The 20,023-nt window shown below is 73.1% G+C and carries 13 protein-coding genes; 6 read left to right on the forward strand and 7 right to left on the reverse strand.

Annotation, left to right across the window (positions count from 1 at the left end):
* Window positions 1–113: 113 nt before the first annotated feature.
* Complete coding sequence (locus AB0912_RS22160; RefSeq protein WP_366702305.1) at window positions 114–1,172, reverse strand: polysaccharide deacetylase family protein; 1,059 nt, start codon at window positions 1,170–1,172, stop codon at window positions 114–116.
* A 350-nt stretch (window positions 1,173–1,522) separates the two neighbouring features.
* On the opposite strand from AB0912_RS22160, the gene AB0912_RS22165 reads away from it, so the two are divergent.
* Entirely contained in the window at window positions 1,523–2,998 is a 1,476-nt protein-coding gene (locus AB0912_RS22165; protein WP_366702307.1) for an FG-GAP-like repeat-containing protein, read from the forward strand.
* Between the two features lie 340 nt (window positions 2,999–3,338).
* Here AB0912_RS22165 and AB0912_RS22170 read toward each other — a convergent pair whose 3' ends face one another.
* The 3 genes from AB0912_RS22170 to AB0912_RS22180 all read right to left on the reverse strand — a co-directional run bounded on the left by AB0912_RS22170 (window position 3,339) and on the right by AB0912_RS22180 (window position 7,543).
* Window positions 3,339–5,057, reverse strand: a complete 1,719-nt coding sequence (locus AB0912_RS22170; protein ID WP_366702309.1) for an acyl-CoA dehydrogenase family protein — start codon at window positions 5,055–5,057, stop codon at window positions 3,339–3,341.
* 192 nt (window positions 5,058–5,249) lie between these two features.
* Window positions 5,250–6,083, reverse strand: coding sequence for a PIG-L family deacetylase (locus AB0912_RS22175; protein ID WP_366702311.1), 834 nt, complete (start codon window positions 6,081–6,083; stop codon window positions 5,250–5,252).
* Window positions 6,084–6,277: 194 nt separating this feature from the next.
* Window positions 6,278–7,543 carry an ROK family transcriptional regulator gene (locus AB0912_RS22180; RefSeq protein ID WP_366702313.1) on the reverse strand — a complete coding sequence of 422 codons (1,266 nt, stop codon included), beginning with the start codon at window positions 7,541–7,543 and terminating at the stop codon, window positions 6,278–6,280.
* A gap of 399 nt (window positions 7,544–7,942) precedes the next feature.
* Here AB0912_RS22180 and AB0912_RS22185 point away from each other — a divergent pair, with 399 nt between their 5' ends.
* The gene (locus tag AB0912_RS22185; protein WP_366702315.1) at window positions 7,943–9,781 is read left to right on the forward strand and encodes an RICIN domain-containing protein; all 1,839 of its coding nucleotides are present in this window, start codon (window positions 7,943–7,945) and stop codon (window positions 9,779–9,781) included.
* A gap of 53 nt (window positions 9,782–9,834) precedes the next feature.
* Here AB0912_RS22185 and AB0912_RS22190 read toward each other — a convergent pair whose 3' ends face one another.
* Window positions 9,835–13,623, reverse strand: coding sequence for a BTAD domain-containing putative transcriptional regulator (locus AB0912_RS22190; RefSeq protein WP_366702317.1), 3,789 nt, complete (start codon window positions 13,621–13,623; stop codon window positions 9,835–9,837).
* Between the two features lie 179 nt (window positions 13,624–13,802).
* Here AB0912_RS22190 and AB0912_RS22195 point away from each other — a divergent pair, with 179 nt between their 5' ends.
* The 4 genes from AB0912_RS22195 (at window position 13,803) to AB0912_RS22210 (ending at window position 18,632) form a co-directional block, all read left to right on the forward strand.
* Complete coding sequence (locus AB0912_RS22195; protein ID WP_366702319.1) at window positions 13,803–14,372, forward strand: SDR family oxidoreductase; 570 nt, start codon at window positions 13,803–13,805, stop codon at window positions 14,370–14,372.
* 78 nt (window positions 14,373–14,450) lie between these two features.
* Complete coding sequence (locus AB0912_RS22200) at window positions 14,451–15,854, forward strand: MFS transporter (RefSeq protein WP_366702321.1); 1,404 nt, start codon at window positions 14,451–14,453, stop codon at window positions 15,852–15,854.
* A gap of 121 nt (window positions 15,855–15,975) precedes the next feature.
* Complete coding sequence (locus AB0912_RS22205; protein ID WP_366702323.1) at window positions 15,976–17,391, forward strand: NtaA/DmoA family FMN-dependent monooxygenase; 1,416 nt, start codon at window positions 15,976–15,978, stop codon at window positions 17,389–17,391.
* Window positions 17,388–18,632 (forward strand): LLM class flavin-dependent oxidoreductase, encoded by a 1,245-nt coding sequence (locus AB0912_RS22210; RefSeq protein WP_366702325.1) that lies wholly within the window; start codon window positions 17,388–17,390, stop codon window positions 18,630–18,632. The genes AB0912_RS22205 and AB0912_RS22210 overlap by 4 nt, the downstream gene beginning before the upstream one ends.
* On the opposite strand, the gene AB0912_RS22215 is transcribed toward AB0912_RS22210, so the two are convergent.
* Both AB0912_RS22215 and AB0912_RS22220 read right to left on the reverse strand, forming a co-directional pair.
* The gene (locus AB0912_RS22215; protein ID WP_366702327.1) at window positions 18,614–19,585 is read right to left on the reverse strand and encodes a hypothetical protein; all 972 of its coding nucleotides are present in this window, start codon (window positions 19,583–19,585) and stop codon (window positions 18,614–18,616) included. The two genes, AB0912_RS22210 and AB0912_RS22215, sit on opposite strands and share 19 nt — an antisense overlap.
* A gap of 97 nt (window positions 19,586–19,682) precedes the next feature.
* The gene (locus AB0912_RS22220; RefSeq protein ID WP_366702329.1) at window positions 19,683–19,970 is read right to left on the reverse strand and encodes a hypothetical protein; all 288 of its coding nucleotides are present in this window, start codon (window positions 19,968–19,970) and stop codon (window positions 19,683–19,685) included.
* Window positions 19,971–20,023 lie beyond the last annotated feature (53 nt).

Here is a 20,023-nt window from a genome sequence, read left to right on the forward strand (position 1 = left end):
TCGTAACCGGCGTCCCAGTCCTTCCAGGACACCGGCCACCGGCCGTCGGTCATCCGCATCGGCGCCAACTGCCGTGTCCGCGCGACCGGACGGGGTGAGCGACCTCTTGCCGTTCAGGAAGGCAGCCGTTGCACCATGGAGTTGCTGAACAGGAAGCGATAGCCGGCCTCGCGCAGCGCGTCGCCCGCCGCACTCGTCCCCTCCCAGGCGGTGCCCTCCAGCCAGGCGGTCGCCGGGGCGGACCCGCCCGTCACCGCGTCCATCGACCGCTTCGGTGCGGTCACCTCCCGCTCGATGTCGGCGGGTTCGCGCGTGGCACGCGCCGGCGCGTGCGAGGCGGTGTGCGGTGTGACCACGTGTCCGCGCCGGTGCAGATCGGCGATCTCGTCCCAGTTCATGGCGAGACGCTCACGGCGCCGGTTCTCCTCCACCAGCTTGATCCGGTGGGCCAGGGCGTAGTCGTACTGCTCGGCGACCGGGGTGTCCACGAAGCCGGTGCAGACGAAGAACCAGCCGATGACACCGGCCTCCTCGCAGGCGGCCGCCGCCACCTCGTAGTTGTCGCGGTAGCCCTCGTAGAACACCGGCAGCAGTCCGGGGCGATCGCCGTGCCACTCGCCGGTCCGGGCGAAAGTCTCCAGGTCCCGCACGCCCACGGTGTCGAAGTCCCGGGCGTAGCCGCGTAGTTCGTCGGTCAGTTCGCGCTGCCAACTGGGCGGCGTGTTGTGGTAGTTGACGACCCGCAGGAAGTGCCCGGCGCGCAGATCGGCCGCCGTGCCCTCCGGGCTCACCGACGGGTCCTGCGACAGGGAAGCGGGGGAGGCGGCCGGCCGCCCGGGCGGAAATACCGGCGACGTACGGTGCCGATCGGGTCCGAGGAGTGTGTGAGCGAGCGCCTGGAGCGCCGCCACGACGCCGGCTTCCGTACCGCCGGCCCCCGGGGCGAGGCGCGCGTGATAGTCCTCGAAGAGCGCCGCTGTCCGGCTGTTCGCGTCGTCCGCGCCCCGGCCCGGGACGGCACGTTCGGCATACGGTCGCGCCGCGTCCGGCGCCGAGGGCGGGGCGGTGCGCAGCGACACGAGCATGGGTACGCCTCTGCGGCGGGAGACGAGATCCTGACTGGCGGCCAGAGCCTCTTCGGGGGTGGTGGACGACAGGTGGGACGAAGACATGTGGGTCCTTGGGGAAGCGTGCACGAACACCTCTCACTCTGCTCGCGACGACGGCCGAGCGGCAGGGCCCGCGACCGACTGACCGCTATTGCTCATTCGCCGGCCGCCGGCCGCGGGCAGCCGGCTGTGGGCAGCGAGTGCGGGCTGTGGGCCGCGGGCAGCCGGCGGCGAGCTGCGGGGAGAGGGACGGCTGACGGTTCCGCGCCACGGACCGCCGGACACCTGGGCGTTCCGGACCTTCCGCCCGGTCACCCCGCAGCGCACAACCATCGGCCGCCCCCACGTGTCTCGCAGGTGAGTCACAACCGCGCGCACGCGTTCCGACATCGCCTGCGCTTCGAGGAGGAACCGTGGGCATCCGCCGACCCGCCCTGTCGACCGCCGTCGCCGCCGCGCTGATCGGCACGTTCAGCGTGCCGATCGCCGCGGGCACCGCATCCGCGAAACCCGGTGCGACCACCGTCCGCGAGGACTTCGACGGCGACGGCTACCAGGATGTCGCCGTGGCCGCCCCCGGCGCGAAGGTCGGTGGTCACACCTGGGCCGGCTACATCACGGTGAGCTACGGCTCGGCGAAGGGCCTCGACCCCAAGCGCACCAAGGTCATCACCCAGAGCACCGCCGGCGTCCCCGGAGTCGCCGGCGACAACCACGTCTTCGGCTACGCGATGATCCCCCGCGACCTGGACGGCGACGGCCTGACCGACCTGGCCGTCGTCGCCCGCGACTACCGCGAGCAGGGCAACATCAGCGGCTCGGTGATCGTCCTGTGGGGGCGGAAGACCGGCCTCTCCGGCCAGGACGCCGTCCGGATCGCCGCACCGGCGAACGCCGATGTCGGCGCCGACATCACCGCGGGCGACTTCGACGGCGACGGTCACGTGGACCTCTTCATGGGCAACAGCGAGGACTCCTACGACGTCCACGACGTGCTCTACGGCCCGCTGAGCCGGAGCGGCTCCCCGGCCCGCGAACAGACGGTGCCGGTGTACAGCACCGACAACACCATCGACTCCAGCGCCACCGGCGACTTCAACGGTGACGGCATCGAGGATCTCGCCACCTTCTACGTCTACGAGAACCACGCCGAGGGCGGCAAGCTGTGGCTCGGCACCAAGACCGGCCTGTCCACCGTCCCGCAGCGGCTGCCCTCCGCGGCGGCCACCGCCGTGGCCGACTTCGACCGGGACGGCTACGCGGACCTCGCCACGCGCATCTTCCCCGGCGGCGACACCGAGAACCTGGAGGACCCCGGCACCGTCACCATCTACTACGGCTCGCCCTCCGGCCCCAGCCAGACCCGCACGCGCACCATCACGCAGAACACGGCGGGCGTGCCCGGCGTCAGCGAGAAGGGCGACCAGTTCGGCGGGCGGCTCAGCGCGGGTGACGTGAACGGCGACGGATATCCCGACCTGGCGGTCGGCGTCCCCGGCGAGGGGATCGGCTCGAAGAAGAACGCGGGCGCCGTGGTGCTGCTGAAGGGCGGCAAGAGCGGCATCACCGGCACCGGCGCGCAGTCGTTCCACCAGGACACGGCGGGCGTGCCGGGTGTCGCGGAGCGCGGGGACCTGTTCGGCGGCTCGACCCGCCTGCTCGACATGACTGGCGACGGCCGGACCGACCTGATCGCGGGGGCGCCGGGAGAGGACCTGGGCACCGTCGTGAACGGCGGCGCCGTATGGCTGCTGCGCGGCACCGCCTCCGGTCTGACGGCGTCGAAGTCGGTCGCCGAGAACCCGACGGACATCGGGGCCCCGGCGACGAGGGCGCTGTTCGGCTTGAACCTGAGCGGCGACAACGGCCCCGGAACGGCGATCCCGTAGCACGCCCTGCCCTGCCCTGCCTGCGCGGCGCGGCGCGTTCACGTGCCGCGCGGGGGGCTGCCGGGGGCCGGCGCAGCAGGACACGAAGAGCCCGGCCGCCCTGATCGTCCTCGGCGGACCGGCCGTGCTGGCCGTCGCGGCCTCGCCCGTCGGCCACCACGCGATCGCCCCGCTCGCCGGTGCGCTCACCACGGCCGTCGACCCCGCCGGCCTTCCTACGTGATCCTCGACTGAACGAGACCGAGAGGCGAGACGAGGAGCGGGCCGCGAGGCGAGACGAGGAGCGGGCCGGGACGCGAGAGCCGAGGGCGTGTTGGGCACGCCCTCGGCCCGTGCGTTCCTACTGGGCCATCTCGTACGCACCGGACAGCGCCTCGACGCGGCCCCACACCTCGGCCGAGCGCGCCTCGTCCACGACGGGGCGCCGGATCGCGCCGAGCGCCCAGTCCTGCTGGCGCGCGGTGGCGGAGTCCTTGCCGTGGAGTTCGACGCAGTGACCGGAGAAGTCCCGGACCAGCACGGCGAACAGCTCGTCGAGCACCGGCGTGTCGAGGTCCGTCAGGCGGGCCTGCTCCAGGATGAGCTGCCCGTGCACCACGAGCGCGAACAACTGCCCCACCGAGAGCAGGAAGTCGAGGTCGCGGCTCTGCTCCTCGTCGGGGGCGACGCTGGTGACGAACTCGCACAGGGCGTCGGCCTGTTCGCGGAAGCGGGCGACGTTCGGGACCGCCGCGTACGCGTCGTAGGCGGGGCGCCAGTCGTGGAAGCGGACCGAGCCCAGCCCGCGGGCCGGCCCCTGCCGGAAGAGGAAGGCGTCGTCGGCCGCGTCGAGACGGGTCGGCACGGCGGGGGCGTCGATCGGGTCGAGCAGGTGGTTGCGCATGAACTTGAGGATCAGCGCGAGGTTGACGTGCACCGTGCCTTCGAGCTTGGGCAGGCCCCGGATCTCGACGGCGGCCTGCGAGAAGTAGTTGTCCTTCTCGAAGCCCTTCGCGGCGATGACGTCCCACATCAGGTCGACGACCTTCTCGCCCTCCGTGGTCACCTTCATCTTGGTCATCGGGTTGAAGAGCAGATAACGGCGGTCGTCCGGCCCGGCCGAGCGGAAGTAGTCGACGGCACGGTCGCTGAACAGCTTCATGCCGACGAGACGGACGTACGCCTCGGACAGTTCCCGGCGCACATGGGGGAACGCGGTGACGGGACGGCCGTACAGGACGCGGTTGTGCGCGTGGGTGACGGCCTCGTACATCGCGTGCTCGCAGATGCCGATCGAGGCGGTGCAGAGGTTGAACTTGCCGACGTTGACGGTGTTGAGCGCCGCGTCGAAGGCGGCGCGGCCGGTGTGCAGGACGTCCTCGGCGGCGACCGGGTAGTCCTCCAGGCGGAACTCGCTGACGTACTTGGAGGAGTCCACGACGTTCTTCACCAGGTGGTACGCCGGGTGCCGGCTGTCGGCGGCGAAGAAGACGTATCCGTCCGGGCCGTCCACGTCGGTGCGGCGGCCGAACACGGAGACGAGGCCGGCGGCGTTGCCGTTGCCGATGTAGTACTTGGAGCCGCGGGCCAGGAACCCGCCGTCGCCGTCGGGCTCCAGCAGCATGTCGGTGGAGTAGATGTCCGCGCCGTGCGCCTTCTCGGACAGGCCGAAGGCGAAGACCTCCCCCTCGGACAGCAGGCCGGCGGCACGGCCGCGGGCGGCGGCGTTCTCGCTCTGCCAGACCGGGCCGAGACCGAGGATGGTCACCTGCCAGGCGTACCAGTAGTCGAGGCCGTAGAAGCCGAGGATCTCGTTGAGGGCGGCGATCCGGGCGGTGTCCCAGCGCTGGTCCTCGCCGGTGGCGGCGGAGGCCGGGGTGAGGAACGTGGCGAACAGCCGTTCCTTGGCGGCGAAGGCGAGGAAGTCGCCGAGCCAGGCCCGGGTGCGGTAGTCCTCGATCAGCCGGCGCTTGCCGCGGTCCTCGAACCAGTCGATGGTGGCACGCAGCAGCCTGCGCGTCTCGGCGTCGAAATGCGCCGGGTCGTAGGTGCGCGGGTTGAACAGCAGCGGGCCGGTCATGGGAGTTCGCCTTCCAAGCGGTGGGGGACAGTCGCGCAGTTCTCCCGCGAGGTAGCGCGCGAGGCGGTCGTGGCGCGCCCTGCGGGCGCCCGCCCCACAGCTTTCTATGCAACTTGTTGCACAGGCAAGTGCAGCCGCCGGGGTGAGACAGGGCTCACCCCGGCGGTACGCCCCCTGCGCGGGGGCGGGGGGTCAGCGCAGCCCGGCGAAGAGGTCGTTCTCCGGCACCGGGGCGTCGGTGGTGTCCCGGACGCGGACGAAGGTCTCGACGCCCATCAGCTCCGTGAACTTCTCCCGGCCCATCTTCAGGAAGAAGATGTTCTCGCCCTGACTGGCGTGCGCGGCGAGGGCGTCGAACTTCTGGCCGCCGAACGCGGTGGTGTCCACCCAGGTGGTGATCTCCTCGTCGGGAAGCCCGATCTCGGCCAGCGCGGCGGCCTCCTCGGGGTCCGGCTCCTGCCAGTCGGCGTCGAACTCGCGCATGAGTTCACCGAACCGCCGCATCATCGAGCGCGGCGCCGTCGTCCAGTACACCTTCGGTGTCAGGTCGGTCATCTCCAGCGCGGCCATCGTGACGCGGTTGGCCTGGATGTGGTCGGGGTGACCGTAGAAGCCGTTCTCGTCGTAGGTGACGACCACGTCCGGCCGGTACCGCCGCAGGAGTTCCGCGAGCCGGGCGGCGCCCTCTTCCACCGGCGTCCGCCAGAAGGAGTCGGGGGCGTCGTTGGTCGGCCAGCCCATCATCCCGGAGTCGGCGTAGTCCAGGGTCTCCAGGTGGCCGATCCGCAGAACGTCGCAGCTCGCCTTGAGTTCCTCGCGGCGCATCGCGGCGACGGCCGCCGGATCATGGCCGGGATCGCCCGGCTTCACACCTCCGGGGCCGTCGCCGCAGCCGCCGTCGGTACAGGTCACGAGCACTGTGCGGATGCCTTCGGCCGCGTACTGGGCGAGGACACCTCCGGTGCCGGTCGCCTCGTCGTCGGGGTGGGCGTGCACCGCCATCAGGGTCAAGGGCGCGTCGTTCATAGTGAGATGTCCTCCCGTGTGAGCTGAGCCGTGGGCGCGTCCGTGCCCGGCGGGTCCCGGCACCCGGCCCCGCGATCGGGACCGGACGTACGGAACGGGCGGAACAGGGACTTACTCCGCCGCCACCTTACGACGGGCGCCCCCGACGCCCGCCGCGGTGAACGCCTCACCGGCCCGGGTCGCCGCCACAGCCCCTAGGCTGGGGACGGCCGCTGGTAGACGGCGTCGAGGGCGAGCTGGGCTCCTCCGTGGGCCGCGGCGGTGAACCCCAGTGCGGACAGGCGCACTTCGCAGCCCCCGGCCTGCGGTGCCATCACCCGAGCCTGGACCGTCTCGCGGACCCGGTCCAGGAACAGATCCCCGATGTGCGTGAAGTAGCCGCCCAGGACGACGAGTCGCGGGTTGAGGACGTCGGCCAGCAGTGCCAGGCCGAGCCCCAGGTCGTGCGCCACCCGGTCCAGCGCCCGCACGGTGCGCGGATCGCCGGCCTCGGCGCGACGGCGCAACTCGCGTAGGCGGCGCGCGAGTTCGACGTCCGGGTCGTGGATCGTGTCGCTGCCGGGCGCGGCGAGCCGGAGGAGGGCGTCGAGTCCGACCATGGTCTGCCAGCAGCCGTGGCGGCCGCACACGCAGGGGTTGCGCAGCGGGTCGAGCGGCATGTGGCCGACCTCGCCGGCGAAACCGGCCGCGCCGCGCAGCAGCCGGCCGTCGTTGACGATGCCCGCCCCGATGCCACGCTCTCCGGTGATGCACAGCATGTCCCGTACGCCCGAGCCGCGGACCTGCGCGTACTCGGCGAGGGCGGCCAGCTTGGCGTCGTTGTCCACGGCGATCGGCGGCACCGCCCCCGCGGCCCGCTCAAGGCGCGTCCGCAGGGCGTCGGCGACGGGTACCTCGCGCCAGCCGATGCCGGGGGCGTAGGTCACGGTGGCCGACGCCATGTCGATGACGCCGGGCACGGCCAGCGTGAGCCCGACCGGGCGGCTGCCCTGCCGGTCGAGGGCGGCCAGGCAGTCGGTGACATGACGTGCCGTCAAGTCCAGTGTCGCGTCCGGTCCTTCGTCCCGAACCGCGAGCGGCGCCCGGACCTCGTGGACGGGCGTCCCGTCGAGTGCCAGGGCGAGTACGTGGATATAGCTGGTGCTGATCTCCACGCCGATGCCGCAGAGCCCGCCGCCGTCGAGATGCACCAGTGTGCCGGGACGGCCCACGGCACCGTCCCGCCGAGCTGGGCCCTCACGGACCAGGCGCAGGGCCACCAGCTCGGCGACGAGGCTGGTGACCGTCGGCTTGGGCAGGCCCGTCTCGGCGGCGATCTGCGCGCGCGAGCGCGGACCGCCGTCCCGCAGCAGGCCCATCACCGCGCCGAGGTTGGTGCGCCGGATGGACGCGCGGTCGCGCGGACCGGAGGTGTCCGAGGGCGCCGCCTGCCCCGCTGCCGCCATCCCGAGTCGGGTCACGTGCTCCTCACCGAAGTCCCTTCCTGTCCGCGACCGGTGTCCGGGCCGCCGCCCCCATCATGACAAGTACCGCTCCCCTCCCGCCGGTTACGGGGGAGCGTCCTCGACCGGCCGCGACCACGGACCCCGGCCGAGAGCGCCGCCGACACCGGCCATGCGCGCGCCGCCGGTCCCGGTCACGCGCGCCGACGGCTCCCCTCGACGCATACCGGCAGGAGTGCTTGACAGCCTCTCCATTAGTTCGGATTCTAGTCGAACTAAATCGCGCGGTGCCGCGGACACCCTGCGAACCCCCACGGTCCGAGGCCCACGGCATGCCGGCAAACGCCCTGCCCCGGACATCTCGCCCTCCTGAACCGCCGCACCGCCGGGCTTTGTTCAGGTATGAGAGGAGCAGTTGTGCCCGCTCGTCCAGGAAGAACGGCCGCCTGCGCGCTGGCCGCCGCCGGCGCGATGCTGCTCGGCGGCTTCACCGGCCAACCCGCCCACGCCGGACCCACCGCCCACGCCGAAGCCCCCACCTACACCGTCTCCGTCGGCACGAAGGGCGCGTGGACCCACCCCGACGACAGCCCCGCCGCGACCTACATCGACAAGAACGGCTCGTTCCACTACCAGTCCGCCCACGCCCTGTACGGGGCCGACGACCCGCGCGAGTGGACCTTCTACTCCGGCAAGGACTTCGACGCCGCCACCCGCGACGCCGCCCTCAGCGACGCGGTGAACCCGGCCAACGCGGCCGACCGCAACGACGACACCACCTGGCGGTGCAACAACAGCCCCACCGGCCGCGAGGCCACCTACGCCCCGACCACGTCCAGCTACGCGCAGAAGAACTACTGCGACCTGATGGGCATTTGGGTCGACCCCGACAGCGGAGACTGGTACGGCCTCGTCCACAACGAGTTCACCCCGAGCCCCTTCGGCGACGGCCTGCACTACGACGCCATCGACTACGCCGTCTCCAAGAACCAGGGCAAGACCTGGGACATCAAGAACCACGTCCTCACCTCGCCGTACAGCACCCGGCGCGGCGACAGCAGCGCGTTCCCGCACGAGACCTACTACTACGGCAACGGCGACCCCCGCCTGTTCGTGGACACCGCCTCCGGCTACTTCTACGTCTACTACAACTCCCGCGCGATCCCGAAGGGCGGAGTCCCCGGCGGCTGGACCGACGGCAGCCGCGCCCATGTCGCCCGCGCCCCGATGTCCGCGAAGATGGCGCCCGGCTCGTGGAAGAAGTGGTACGACGGCGCCTGGTCGCAGCCCGGACTCGGCGGCCTGGAAAGCAACATGGAGCCCGTCGACGCCCAACACCCCACCGGGTACACGGCCGTCGCACACGACTACGCACCGGGCAACGCCGGCACCGTCGCCCAGCAGCAGAAGGCCGGAACACTGCCCGCCAAGTCCGACCTGCTGACGATGAACATCGCCTACGACGCCCACCTCGGCCTGTACATCGGGCAGCCCGAGGCCGTCGTCCAGGACTCCTCCGAACCGCAGCGCTTCTACGCCACCGACGACCTCGCCACCCAGAAGTGGCGTCTGCTCGGCGACACCGGCAGCTACAAGACCGGCTCCTGGTACCGCTGGATGCTCGACTCGGTGAACCGGACCGGCTCGACCATCGTCGGCAAGAAGTTCCGCAGCTACTGCTCCTTCCAGTGCTCCAACGGCACCGACGGCGAGTACTACGAGACCGTCATCGACACCACCACCCCGGCCGCCCCCGTCGCCACGGGCAAGGCCCACACCATCGCGAGCGGCACCGGCCGCCTGCTCGCCCAGATCGGCGGCGGCTCGGCGACCACCTCCCGCAGCGGCAGCGGGAGTTCGGCACTGAGCCAGTGGATCTTCACCTCCAACGGCGACGGCTCCTACCGGATCGCCAACGTCTCCACCGGCCGGCTCCTCGGCGTCGACGCCACGCGTGACGCCGGGCGCGCCTGGGGCGCCAAGCCCACGGTCACCGCCGCTCCGGCCGGCGGACCCACCGTCGGCCAGCAGTGGTTCGTCGTCCCCGGCAAGACGGCCGCCGGCGCGGCGACCGGAACGTACCGCCTGGTCAACCGCTACAGCGGTCTCGTCATCGGACTGTCCGGCAACGCGGCGAGGACCGCCGAGACCACCCCGACGCGAGCCTGGACGGACACCACGGGAGGAACCGTCGGCGCCGCCCGCACCGCGGCGGAGCAGACCCTCACCCTCACCCCGGTGAGCGCGGCACGCTGACCCGTCCGTGACTCCCGCGTGCGCGCTCTCCCGCGGGCGCGCACGCGGGGTCCCTACGAACCGAGGTCGGACACGCCGGATGAGCAGGTACTACTGACGATGAGCCAGGCCTGTGGAGTGGACGCGTCCGGCCCATCCGAGAGGCAACCGGACGGGGCGAGTGCCGCACGGGCATGGCGCACCGCGTCCTCGGCGGTCAGCAGGGCGCCACGGTCGTACGCCTCCGTGAACGCGGCGGAGCCCAGCGTGGCCCGCGCCGCCGCGGTGACACGGTCGACGTCGGCGCGTTCGGCGGGCGGCAACGGGGCTCCGGCCCGGCAGCGGGCGGCAGCCGCCGCGCCCAGCAGCACGGCCGCGCAGGTGGCGGGCTCCCGTTCGCCGGACAGGGCCGCCGCACCCGCGAGTCCCTCCAGGGAGAGGGCCAGGGCGCGCGGCTCGGCGAGGAGGACGGCGATCTCCAGCCCTTCCCCGTGATGCGCCGCCGCGCCCTTCGCGTCCCCGCGGAGTTCGGCGAGGAAACCCAGCTCGGCCTGGAGTAGGTGATCACCCGCCCGGGAGGACACGTCGGCGTAGCCGTCGCGGAGCCGCGACAGGTGCGCCTCGGCCCCGTCGAGGTCTCCGGAGCGGCGCGCGCCGAGGGCGAGCCCCATTCCGGAGTGGATCTCGCCGTACTTGTAGCCCTGTTCGGCGGCGATCCGCCGCGCCTGTTCGTGCAGATCGCGGGCGCGGTCCCAGTCGCGGGCGAGCAGCGCGAGGCGGCCGAGCCCGGAGAGCCGCGCGGACACCTCCGCCTCAAGTCCCAACTCCCGTGCCATCCCCAGCCCTTCGTGCTGACGGCGCTCCGCGTCCGCGTACGCGCCCTTGATCTCGGCGAGCGAGGCCAGCGGTGACACGGTCTGCAACTCGCCCCAGCGGTCGCCCAGTTCACGGAAGATCCGGGCGCTGCGCCGACCGTCGCGGCCGAGCCCGGCGAGGTCCCCGCGGACCAGCGCGAGCGTCGCCCGCAGACCGAGCGCTGCGGCGGTGCCCCACTGGTCGGCCGCACCGGTGAACAGCGTGAGGGCACGGGCGTTCAGCTCTTCGCTGCCGGCCACGTCTCCCGTGCTGAACAGCCCGTACGCACAGAGCCACAGGGCACGGGCACGCCGTACGGGGTCGGGGACAGCGGCGGCGGTGGCGGTGAGGCTGGTGCTGGTGCTGGTGCTGGTGCTGGTGCTGGTGTTGGGACCGTCCTCCGTCGCGGTGAGGCCTGTCCTGGTGCCGGTGCCGGTGCCGGTGCCGGTGCCTGTGCCTGTGCCGTCTTCCGTCGGGGTGGGGCCGGTCCGCGTATAGAGGCTGTTCGCCGCCGGGGTGCGGCCACTCCCGTCGCCGAGCCCGCTCTCCGTGGCGGTGCGACCGTCCGCCGAGGCTGCGGTGACCGCTGTGGGGTCGCCGGTGAGCAGGGCGAAAGCGGTGTGCAGCAGGGCGAGTTCGGCAGGCGCAGAGGCGTCCGGCATCGCGGCCAGCACAGCTCCGAGGCGGCGGTGGCCCTCGGTGAGGCGGCCACGCAGCAGCCACCACCACGCCAGCGCGCCGGCCAGCCGGACCGCCTCCTCCGGTTCCCCCGCGCCCGCCCGGCGCACCGCCTCGTCGAGCGCCGTACGCAGGTTCCCGGCCTCGGCGTCCAGCCGGGCCAGCCAGAGGTGCTGCGCGCCGCCGCGCAGGAGCGGGCCGGCATGTTCGGCGAGCGCCCGGTAGTGGCGCACCTGGCGGTCCCGTACGGCGGTGAAGTCCTCCATCTCGTGGAGCTGCTCGGTGGCGTACGCGGCGACGGACTCCAGCAGGCGGTAGCGGGGACCGTCGGGCCCGTCCACGACGACCACCAGGGACCGGTCGACCAGCCGCGTGACAAGGTCGAGGACCTCCTCGCGGGCGACACCGTCACCCGCGCAGATCGCCTCGGCGGCCTCCAGGTCGCAGCCGTCGCCGAGCGCGCCGAGGCGTCGCAGCACGATGCGTTCGGGCGCGCTGAGCAGTTCCCAGCTCCAGTCGATCACCGCACGCAGCGTCTGCTGCCGCGCCGGCGCGCCACGGTGCCCGAAGGTCAGCACCCGGAAACGGTCGTTGAGCCGGGCGGCCAGCCCCTTCACCCCCAGGGCGCGCACGCGGGTGGCGGCGAGTTCCAGGGCGAGCGGGATGCCGTCGAGGCGCCCGCAGATCTCGGCGACGGCCCGGCGCTCGGTCTCCTCCGGGGCGTGCGGGTCGCGCGGGAACCCGGGGGTCGCGGCGGAGGCGCGCTCCATGAACAGGCGGACCGCGTCGACGGGCGGCAGCGGCTCGACAAGGAACACCGCCTCGCCCGCCAGGCCGAGCGGCTGCTGCCCGGTGGCCAGCACACGCAGGCCGGGGGCGGTGCGCAGCAGCAGATCGGTCAGTTCGGCGGCGGCCTCGACGACGTGCTCGCAGTTGTCGAGCACGAGGAGGGTGCGCCGGTCGCGCAGAGCGGCGGCGAGCCGGTTCGGCAGGGGACCGGCCGAGGCGCCGGTCCCGGGCAGCGGACGGGGGGAGTCGTCCCGGATACCGAAGGCGGCGGCGAGGACTTGCGCCAGGTCCGCGGTGGCTCCGGCGCGCAGACCGGAGAACTCCACGAGCCGGACCGCGTCGGCCTGCTCACCCGCCTCGGCCCGATCACGCTCGGCGGTGGCAGCCGCCACGGCCAGGCGGGTCTTGCCCACCCCGCCGGGTCCGGTGAGCGTCACCAGCCGCTTCTCCGCCAAGAGCAACGAGAGCTGTGCCAAAGTTTCTTGACGGCCAATCAGGGGGGTCAGAGGCGCGGGGAGGTGGGAGGGGGCGCCGGGCCAGGCGGTGTCGGGCGCGGAGGGTGTGTTCGTACCGGCCCTGCTCTTACCAGCCCTGCTGCCCGTGCCGACTGCCGACCCCGCGCCGACCAAGGACACCTGTACCCTCGGCGCGTCCCCCTCGGATACCGCGTGCCCCTCGGATACCGCGTGCCCCTCGGATACCGCGTCCCCCTCGGACACCGCGTCCACTCCGGAAGCCACGCCCCCATCGGAAGCCGCCCCCGCCCCGGATGCGGTGCCCCCCGCCCTACCCCCGAAGGCCCCCGGACTCAGCCCCGGCTCCTGTCGCAGCACCGCCCCGTGCAGGGCGGCCAGTTCGGGGCTCGGGTCGACGCCCAGGTCCTCGGCCAGCCGGTGTCTCAGCTCGTCGTACGAGGCCAGCGCCTCGTGCTGGCGCCCCGCCGCGTACAGCGCCCGCATCTGGACGGCACGCAGCCGCTCCCGGAGGGGATGGCGGGCCACGAGGTCGGCGAGTTCACCGGCGAGGAGAGCGTGCTCGCCGCTCTCAAGGCGCGCCTCCGCCTGCTCCTCGAGGACCGACAGCCGCTGCTCCGTCAGACGCCGAGCCGGCCCCCGTACGAACTCGTGGTCCGTGAAGTCCGCGTACGCGGGCCCCCGCCACAGCCCGAGGGCCTCGGTGAGGAGCGCGGCGCGGCTGTGCGGGTCCTGGGCGGGCCGGGCCCGCGTCACCAGAGCGAGGAACCGCGCGGCGTCCACCTCGTCGTCGGTGCCGAGCCGCAGCCGGTAGCCCGGCGGCTGCCGCAGCAGACGGTCCCGGCCGACGACCCGGCGCAGTTGGGAGATCTTGGCGTGCAGAGCGGCACGGGGATCACCCGGAGGGGTGTCGCCCCACAGGTCGTGGATGAGACGGTCGGCGGACACCGGCCCCTCCTCGTGCGCGAGAAGGTCCGCCAGCAGGGCCCGTACCTTGGCCTCGGGAACCCTGACCTCCCGGCCTTCGCCGTCCCACACGACCAGTGGGCCGAGCACCCCAAACCGCATGGTCACCACCGTACATGGCCGCTGAACCGGCCTCGCCGGGCTCCTGACAGCCCCGCCCGGGCTCCCACGCGGCCGTCCGAAGGTTTCCGGAAGGTTCCCCGAAGGGCCCGCGCGCAGAGTCGTCCCAGGGGGAGCACCCGCACCGGCGGGGAACGGGCGCCCCGGGAAGGAGCGGCACCATGACCAGGTACGCGGGCAGGAAGGCGCTCGTCGTCGGCGAGTACACCGGCATCGGCCTGGCCATCGCCAAGCGCCTCGTGGAGGGCGGGGCGACGGTCGTCCTGACCGTCCCCACGGCACCCGAGCGGGCCCACGCGGCAGCCGAACTGGGCTCCACCGCCCGCGTCGTCACGCCGTCCCGCCTGGAAGCCGCGCTCATCGCGTCCTCCGGCCCCGGACCCGAGGCCACGACGGGCGGCCTCGACCTGCTCTTCTCCGATGCCATCGCCACCGCCCGCCCCCTGCTGCCCCACCTCGGGGACGGCAGCGCGATCGTGCTCACGGCTCCGGCCCCGTGCCCCGACGCCATACAGGCGCTCGCCGCCGAACTCGCCGGCCGGGGGATCCGCGTCAACGCGGTGGCACCCGGCTGTATCGAGGCGCCGGGCGCCCACACCGTCGCGCTGCCTCCGCTGGGCCGCCTCGGCGCCGCCGAGGAAGTGGCCCGCGCCGCGCTCTTCCTGGCCACGGAGGCGACGTTCACCACGGGCGTCCGGCTCCCCGTCGACGGCGGCCTCGGCCCCGCCTGAACCGGCCACCGAGGAGCACGACCGGCGCGCCCCCCCCGCGCCTCACCTCTTCTCTTCCGGAAACCTGGAGCACATCCCATGAGCACCACACCCGACTCCGCGCCCGACACCACACCCGACTCCGCGCCCGACACGGCGCCCGACCCCGCGCCCGACCCCGACCCCGCCTCCGACACGGCGCCCGACCCCGCGCCCGCCGCCGCGGCATCCACCGCCACGGCACCGCCCCCGCCAAGCGGCGGCGACGGACACCAGGGCCTCCCCCTGTTCGCCCTGCTCGCGCTCGCCACGGCCGTCTTCATCACCAGCCTCACCGAGACCCTCCCCGCCGGCCTGCTGCCCGCCATGAGCCGGGACCTCGGGGTGAGCGAATCGGCCACCGGCCAGACCGTCACCATCTACGCGATCGGCACCGCCCTGACCGCGATCCCGCTCACCGCGGCCACCGCCGGCCGACGGCGCAAGTCGCTGCTGCTCGCCGCCATGGGAGGCTTCGCCCTCGCCAACACGGTGACGGCCGTGTCGTCGCGCTACGAGCTGACGATGGTGGCGCGCTGCGTCGCCGGTGTCGCGGCCGGTCTCGCCTGGGCCCTGCTCGCCGGCTACGCGCGCCGCATGGCCCCCGCCCACCTCCAGGGCAAGGCGATGGCCATCGCCATGGCGGGCATCCCCGTCGCCCTCTCCCTCGGCGTCCCCGCCGGGACCTTCCTCGGGGACTGGCTCGGCTGGCGCGTGGCGTTCCTCGCGATGACGGCGCTCACGGCGCTGCTCCTGGCGTGGATCGCCGCCGCCGTACCGGACTTCCCCGGACAGGGGCGCGGTGAGCGGCCCAGGATGCTGCCCACCCTGCGCATCCCCGGAGTGACCCCGGTCCTCTTCGTCACCCTCGTCTTCGTCCTCGCCCACACCATCCTGTACGCGTACATCGCCACCTACCTCGACGACCTGGGCCTGGGCGGCAGCACCGGACTGGTGCTCCTCGTCTTCGGCGCCGCGTCGCTGGCGAGCATCTGGATCGTCGGCGCGCACATCAACCGGCGGCTGCGCGGCCTCACCCTCGCCGGCGCCCTGCTGGTCGCCGTCGCCGCCGCACTGCTGGCCGTCCTCTCCGACACCACCGCCTTCGTCTACGTCGCCGCCGTGCTGTGGGGGCTCGGCTGGGGCGGCGTGCCCACCCTGCTCCAGACCGCCGCCGGGGACGCGGGCGGCGCGTCCGCCGACTCGGCGCAGGCGATGCTCGTGACGCTGTGGAACGTGGCGATGGCGGCCGGCGGCATCATCGGCGGCGTCCTCCTCGACGTGGTCGGCAGCGACTCCTTCCCGTGGACGGTGCTGCTGCTCCTGCTCCCGGTGATCGCGGTCGTCCTGTACGCGCGCCGGGCCGGCTTCCCCGCCCGGCGGCCCACGGCCCCGGCGCCCGACGACGCGCAAGCCCCGAAGCCCGACGACGCGCAAGCCCCGAAACCTGTCACCACGGCATGAAGACCTCGTGAAGCGCGGCCGGTCGAGCTGTTCGGACGCCGACCGGCCCGTGCACCCTCGAAGAGCCACGCCACGCCACGCCACGCACCCCGCCCCCGAGCTCTCAGAAGGAGACCGAGCCGTGCCCGCCACCCGCAGGAAAGCCGCGCCCGACACCCGCAGGAAACAGGTGCACCTCGCAGCGCAACTGCCCGGCATCCACAACGTCACCGTGTGGTCCGACCCGCGCTCCGAGAGCCAGATCTCCATCGACTCCTTCATCCGGCTCGCGCAGACCGTCGAACGCGGCAAGTTCGACTTCTTCTTCCTGGCCGAGGGGCTGCGCCTGCGCGAACACAAGGGCCACGTCTACGACCTGGACATCGCGGGACGCCCGGAGAACCTGACCGTCCTCAGCGCCCTGGCCGCCGTCACCACGCACCTCGGCCTCGCCGCCACGGTCAACGCCACCTTCAACGAGCCCTACGAGGTGGCCCGCAGGTTCGCCACCCTGGACCGGCTCAGCGGCGGACGGGCCGCGTGGAACGTGGTGACCAGCTACGACGCCTTCACCGGCGAGAACTTCCGCCGGGGCGGCTTCCTGCCCGAGGCCGACCGCTACACCCGGGCCGCCGAATTCCTGCGCGTCGCAAGGCAGTTGTGGGACAGCTGGACCGACGGCGACCTGCGCGCCGACGCGAGCACGGGGGAGTTCGCCACCGCCCGGGCCGGCCACTTCGAGCACCGGGGCCGCCACTTCGACATATCCGGCCGGTTCACGACCCCGCCCGGCCCGCAGGGCCACCCGGTGATCATCCAGTCCGGAGAGTCCGACGCGGGCCGCGAGTTCGCCGCCTCCGACGCCGAAGTCATCTTCAGCAAGCACAGCAGGATCGACGCGGCCCGCGACTTCTACCGGGACGTGAAGCGCCGCCTCGCCGCCTACGGCCGCGGCCCCGAGGACCTGCTGATCCTCCCCACCGCCAACGTGGTCGTCGCCGACACCGACGCGGAGGCCGCCGCCTACGCCGAGGAGATCAGCCGCGCACTGGTGAGCCCGCAGACCGCGATCGCCCACCTGGAAGCGGTCTGGGGCCGTGACCTGTCCGCCTACGATCCCGACGGACCGCTGCCCGACAGCGAGCCCGAGGACGACTCCCACCTCCTGAAGGGGCACTCCGTGTTCCGCAAGGGCCGGGCGGAGACGGCCAGACGGTGGCGCAAGCTCGCCGAGGAGCGCAACCTGTCGATCCGCGAGCTGATCATCAAGGTCGGCGGCCGCCACACCTTCGTCGGCAGCCCGCACACCGTCGCCGACGCCATCGACCACTACGTCCAGACCGAGGGCGCCGACGGCTTCGTCCTCGTCCCGCACATCACCCCCGGCGGCCTGGACGACTTCGTGGACCGCGTGGTGCCCCTGCTCCAGGAGAAGGGCGTCCACCGCGCCGACTACACCGGCGGCACACTGCGCGACCACCTCGGCCTGTCCCACACCCCCCGCCCCGCCGTCTGGGGCGGACCGGCTCCGCGCGACCAGAAGGAGACCTCCGCATGACGGGCACCACCGCCACCGGCCCGGCCGGCACTCCCGGAGCCCCGCTGCACCTCGCCGTCGCACTCGACGGCGCCGGCTGGCACCCCGCGGCCTGGCGCGAGGCGGACGCCCGCCCCGGAGACCTGCTCAACGCCCCGTACTGGGCCGGCCTGGTCACCGAGGCCGAGCGGGGCCTGCTCGACTTCGTGACCTTCGAGGACGCCCTCGGCCTCCAGTCCGCCGCCTTCCACCGGCCCGACGACCGCACCGACCAGGTCAGAGGCAGCATGGACGCGGTACTCCTCGCGGCCCACCTCGCCCCGCTCACCAACCGCGTCGGCCTGGTCCCGACCACCAACGTCACCCACACCGAACCCTTCCACCTCGCCATCGGCATCGCCACCCTCGACCACGCCTCCCGGGGCCGCGCCGGATGGCGCCCGCAGATAGCCTCCCGCGCAGCCGACGCCACCCACTTCGGCCGCCGCACCACCCCGCAGCTCACCGAAGAGGACGTGACCGACACGGAGTTGATCGCCAAACGGCTGCGCGACCTGTTCGCGGAGGGCGCCGAGGTGGTCGAGGCCGCCCGGCTGCTCTGGGACAGCTGGGAGGACGACGCGGAGATACGGGACGCGGCCACCGGCCGCTTCCTCGACCGCGACAAGGTCCACCACATCGACTTCCAGGGCACGTACTTCAGCGTGAAGGGACCGTCGATCACCCCGCGCGGCCCGCAGGGCCGGCCGGTGGTGGTGAGCCTCGCGCACGCCTCGACGCCGTACGAGTTCGCGGCCCTCGGTTCCGACGTCGTCCACATCACCCCGCACGACCGCGCGGGCACGGTGGCCGTCCTCGCCCAGGTCGCCGAGGCCGTGCGCCGCACCGGCAGGGACCTGACGGAGCGCCCGCTGCGGATCTTCGCGGACCTGCTCGTCGCGCTGGACGACGAACCCGGCGCCGCCGCCCGGCGCAAGGCCCGCCTGGACGAGGTCGCCGGCGCCGAACTCGCCTCCGACGCAAGGATATTCACCGGCACCCCCGGCGAACTGGCCGACCTGCTCCTCGACTGGCGCTCGGCGGGCCTCGACGGCTTCCGCCTGCGGCCGGCCGCCCTGCCGTACGACCTGACGGCCATCACCCGGAGCCTGGTCCCGGAACTGCAGCGGCGCGGGGTGTTCCGCACGGAGTACGAATCCACCACGCTGCGCGGCCACTTGGGGCTCGCCCGCCCCGCGAGCCGTTACGCGAGGACGGGATAGGAGACGAAGGCGAAGTGCCGGCTGTCGGGCGCCCAGCTGTTGACGTTGAGGGTGCCCTGACCGCCGAAGAGCGGGTACGTGCGCAGCGGCGTTCCCCAGGCCTCGGTGGAGACGACGTGCACCTTCACATGGACGTCCTCGGGATGACCGAGCGTCCCGGCCGGGAAGGCCACGTAGGTGGCGAAGCGGCCGTCGGGGGAGAGGTGCGGAAACCAGTCCACGGTGTCGGACACGACCAGGCGTTCCAGCCGGCCGCCCGTCGCGGGAAGGCGGGCGAGCTGGGCGTGTCCGGGGGCCGACGCGAACGCCTCGGTGTTGACGTGGATCCACTCGCCGTCGGGAGAGTACTCGGGGCCGTCGACATGACCGGCGCCCGTGTCCACCAGTGTGCTCGGGCCACCGCCTGCGGGCATCAGCGCGAGCCGCCCGGGGACACCCGTCGTGCCGCGCGGGATCGCCACGTGGGCCAGGGTGCCGCCGTCCGGGCTGATCCCGTGCAGGAAGTGCAGCAACCCGTCGTCACCGGTGAGACGCGATCCGCTGCCGCCGGCCGCCGGCGCCCGGTAGAGATGGCCGTCCATGCCCGACAGGAACACCCGCGTGCCGTCGGGAGACAGGACGTGGTCGTTGTTGATCGGCGGAACTCCGTCGAGGGGGATCTCCGAGAGGCCGGGGGACCCCTCCGTCAGCCCGAGCCGCCACAACCGGCCGCCTCCGTTGAGCAGCAGATGCGAGCCGTCGGCGCTCCAGTTGGGCGCCTCCAGCAGCAGCCCGGAGGTCTCGTGGACGAGTTCGGGAACGGAGGAGTCCACGGACGCGATCCACACACAGGTCCGCTGCCCGTCCCGCAGTTCCCGGGGACGCATGCCGGTGTCCTCCGCGGCAGACGGCCGCGCGGGCGAACCGGCGGGCGCGGTGGGTGCGGTGGGCACGGTGGGCCGGATGTCCGTCATGGCGCTTCCCGTTCTCTGATCGGTGGGGAGGTGGGCGAAGGCAGGTCGCTCGCGAGCCGGACCGAGTTGGGCCGGACTGAGCTGGGCCGGGCCGGGCTCAGTCCAGGCCCCGGTGCGCGCCCCACAACTCACCGGCGCGGCTCGCGGCTTGGGCGATCAGGTCCGCCAGCTCGGGTCGGTCGGGGACGGCGAACGAGACGTACGCGCCCCGGCCCCCGGCGACCGGCCGCCCGTAGGCCTTGGCCGCGAGCCGACCGTCCGGGAGGAGCCGGACGTTGAGCGTGGTCAGGGTGAACGCCTCCCCGCGGCGGGTGTCCGTCCAGCGAAGCTCCTGCGGGACCGTGACATTGATCGCCAGAGCGCTGACTTCGGGTTCGCTGCTCATGAACGGATGCTCTCACGCGAGTCCTGCCGACAGCTTCGGGACGTCGCGAAGCG

The organism is Streptomyces sp. NPDC007084 (genome assembly GCF_040703595.1).
Classification (GTDB): domain Bacteria; phylum Actinomycetota; class Actinomycetes; order Streptomycetales; family Streptomycetaceae; genus Streptomyces.

What these genes read in the sequence shown, in the direction of transcription:
- AB0912_RS22160 (WP_366702305.1), bottom strand. Translation starts at nt 1,172, where the DNA reads ATGTCTTCGTCCCACCTGTCGTCCACCACCCCCGAAGAGGCTCTGGCC.
- AB0912_RS22170 (WP_366702309.1), bottom strand. Translation starts at nt 5,057, where the DNA reads ATGACCGGCCCGCTGCTGTTCAACCCGCGCACCTACGACCCGGCGCAT.
- AB0912_RS22175 (WP_366702311.1), bottom strand. Translation starts at nt 6,083, where the DNA reads ATGAACGACGCGCCCTTGACCCTGATGGCGGTGCACGCCCACCCCGAC.
- AB0912_RS22190 (WP_366702317.1), bottom strand. Translation starts at nt 13,623, where the DNA reads ATGCGGTTTGGGGTGCTCGGCCCACTGGTCGTGTGGGACGGCGAAGGC.
- AB0912_RS22195 (WP_366702319.1), top strand. Translation starts at nt 13,803, where the DNA reads ATGACCAGGTACGCGGGCAGGAAGGCGCTCGTCGTCGGCGAGTACACC.
- AB0912_RS22200 (WP_366702321.1), top strand. Translation starts at nt 14,451, where the DNA reads ATGAGCACCACACCCGACTCCGCGCCCGACACCACACCCGACTCCGCG.
- AB0912_RS22210 (WP_366702325.1), top strand. Translation starts at nt 17,388, where the DNA reads ATGACGGGCACCACCGCCACCGGCCCGGCCGGCACTCCCGGAGCCCCG.
- AB0912_RS22215 (WP_366702327.1), bottom strand. Translation starts at nt 19,585, where the DNA reads ATGACGGACATCCGGCCCACCGTGCCCACCGCACCCACCGCGCCCGCC.
- AB0912_RS22220 (WP_366702329.1), bottom strand. Translation starts at nt 19,970, where the DNA reads ATGAGCAGCGAACCCGAAGTCAGCGCTCTGGCGATCAATGTCACGGTC.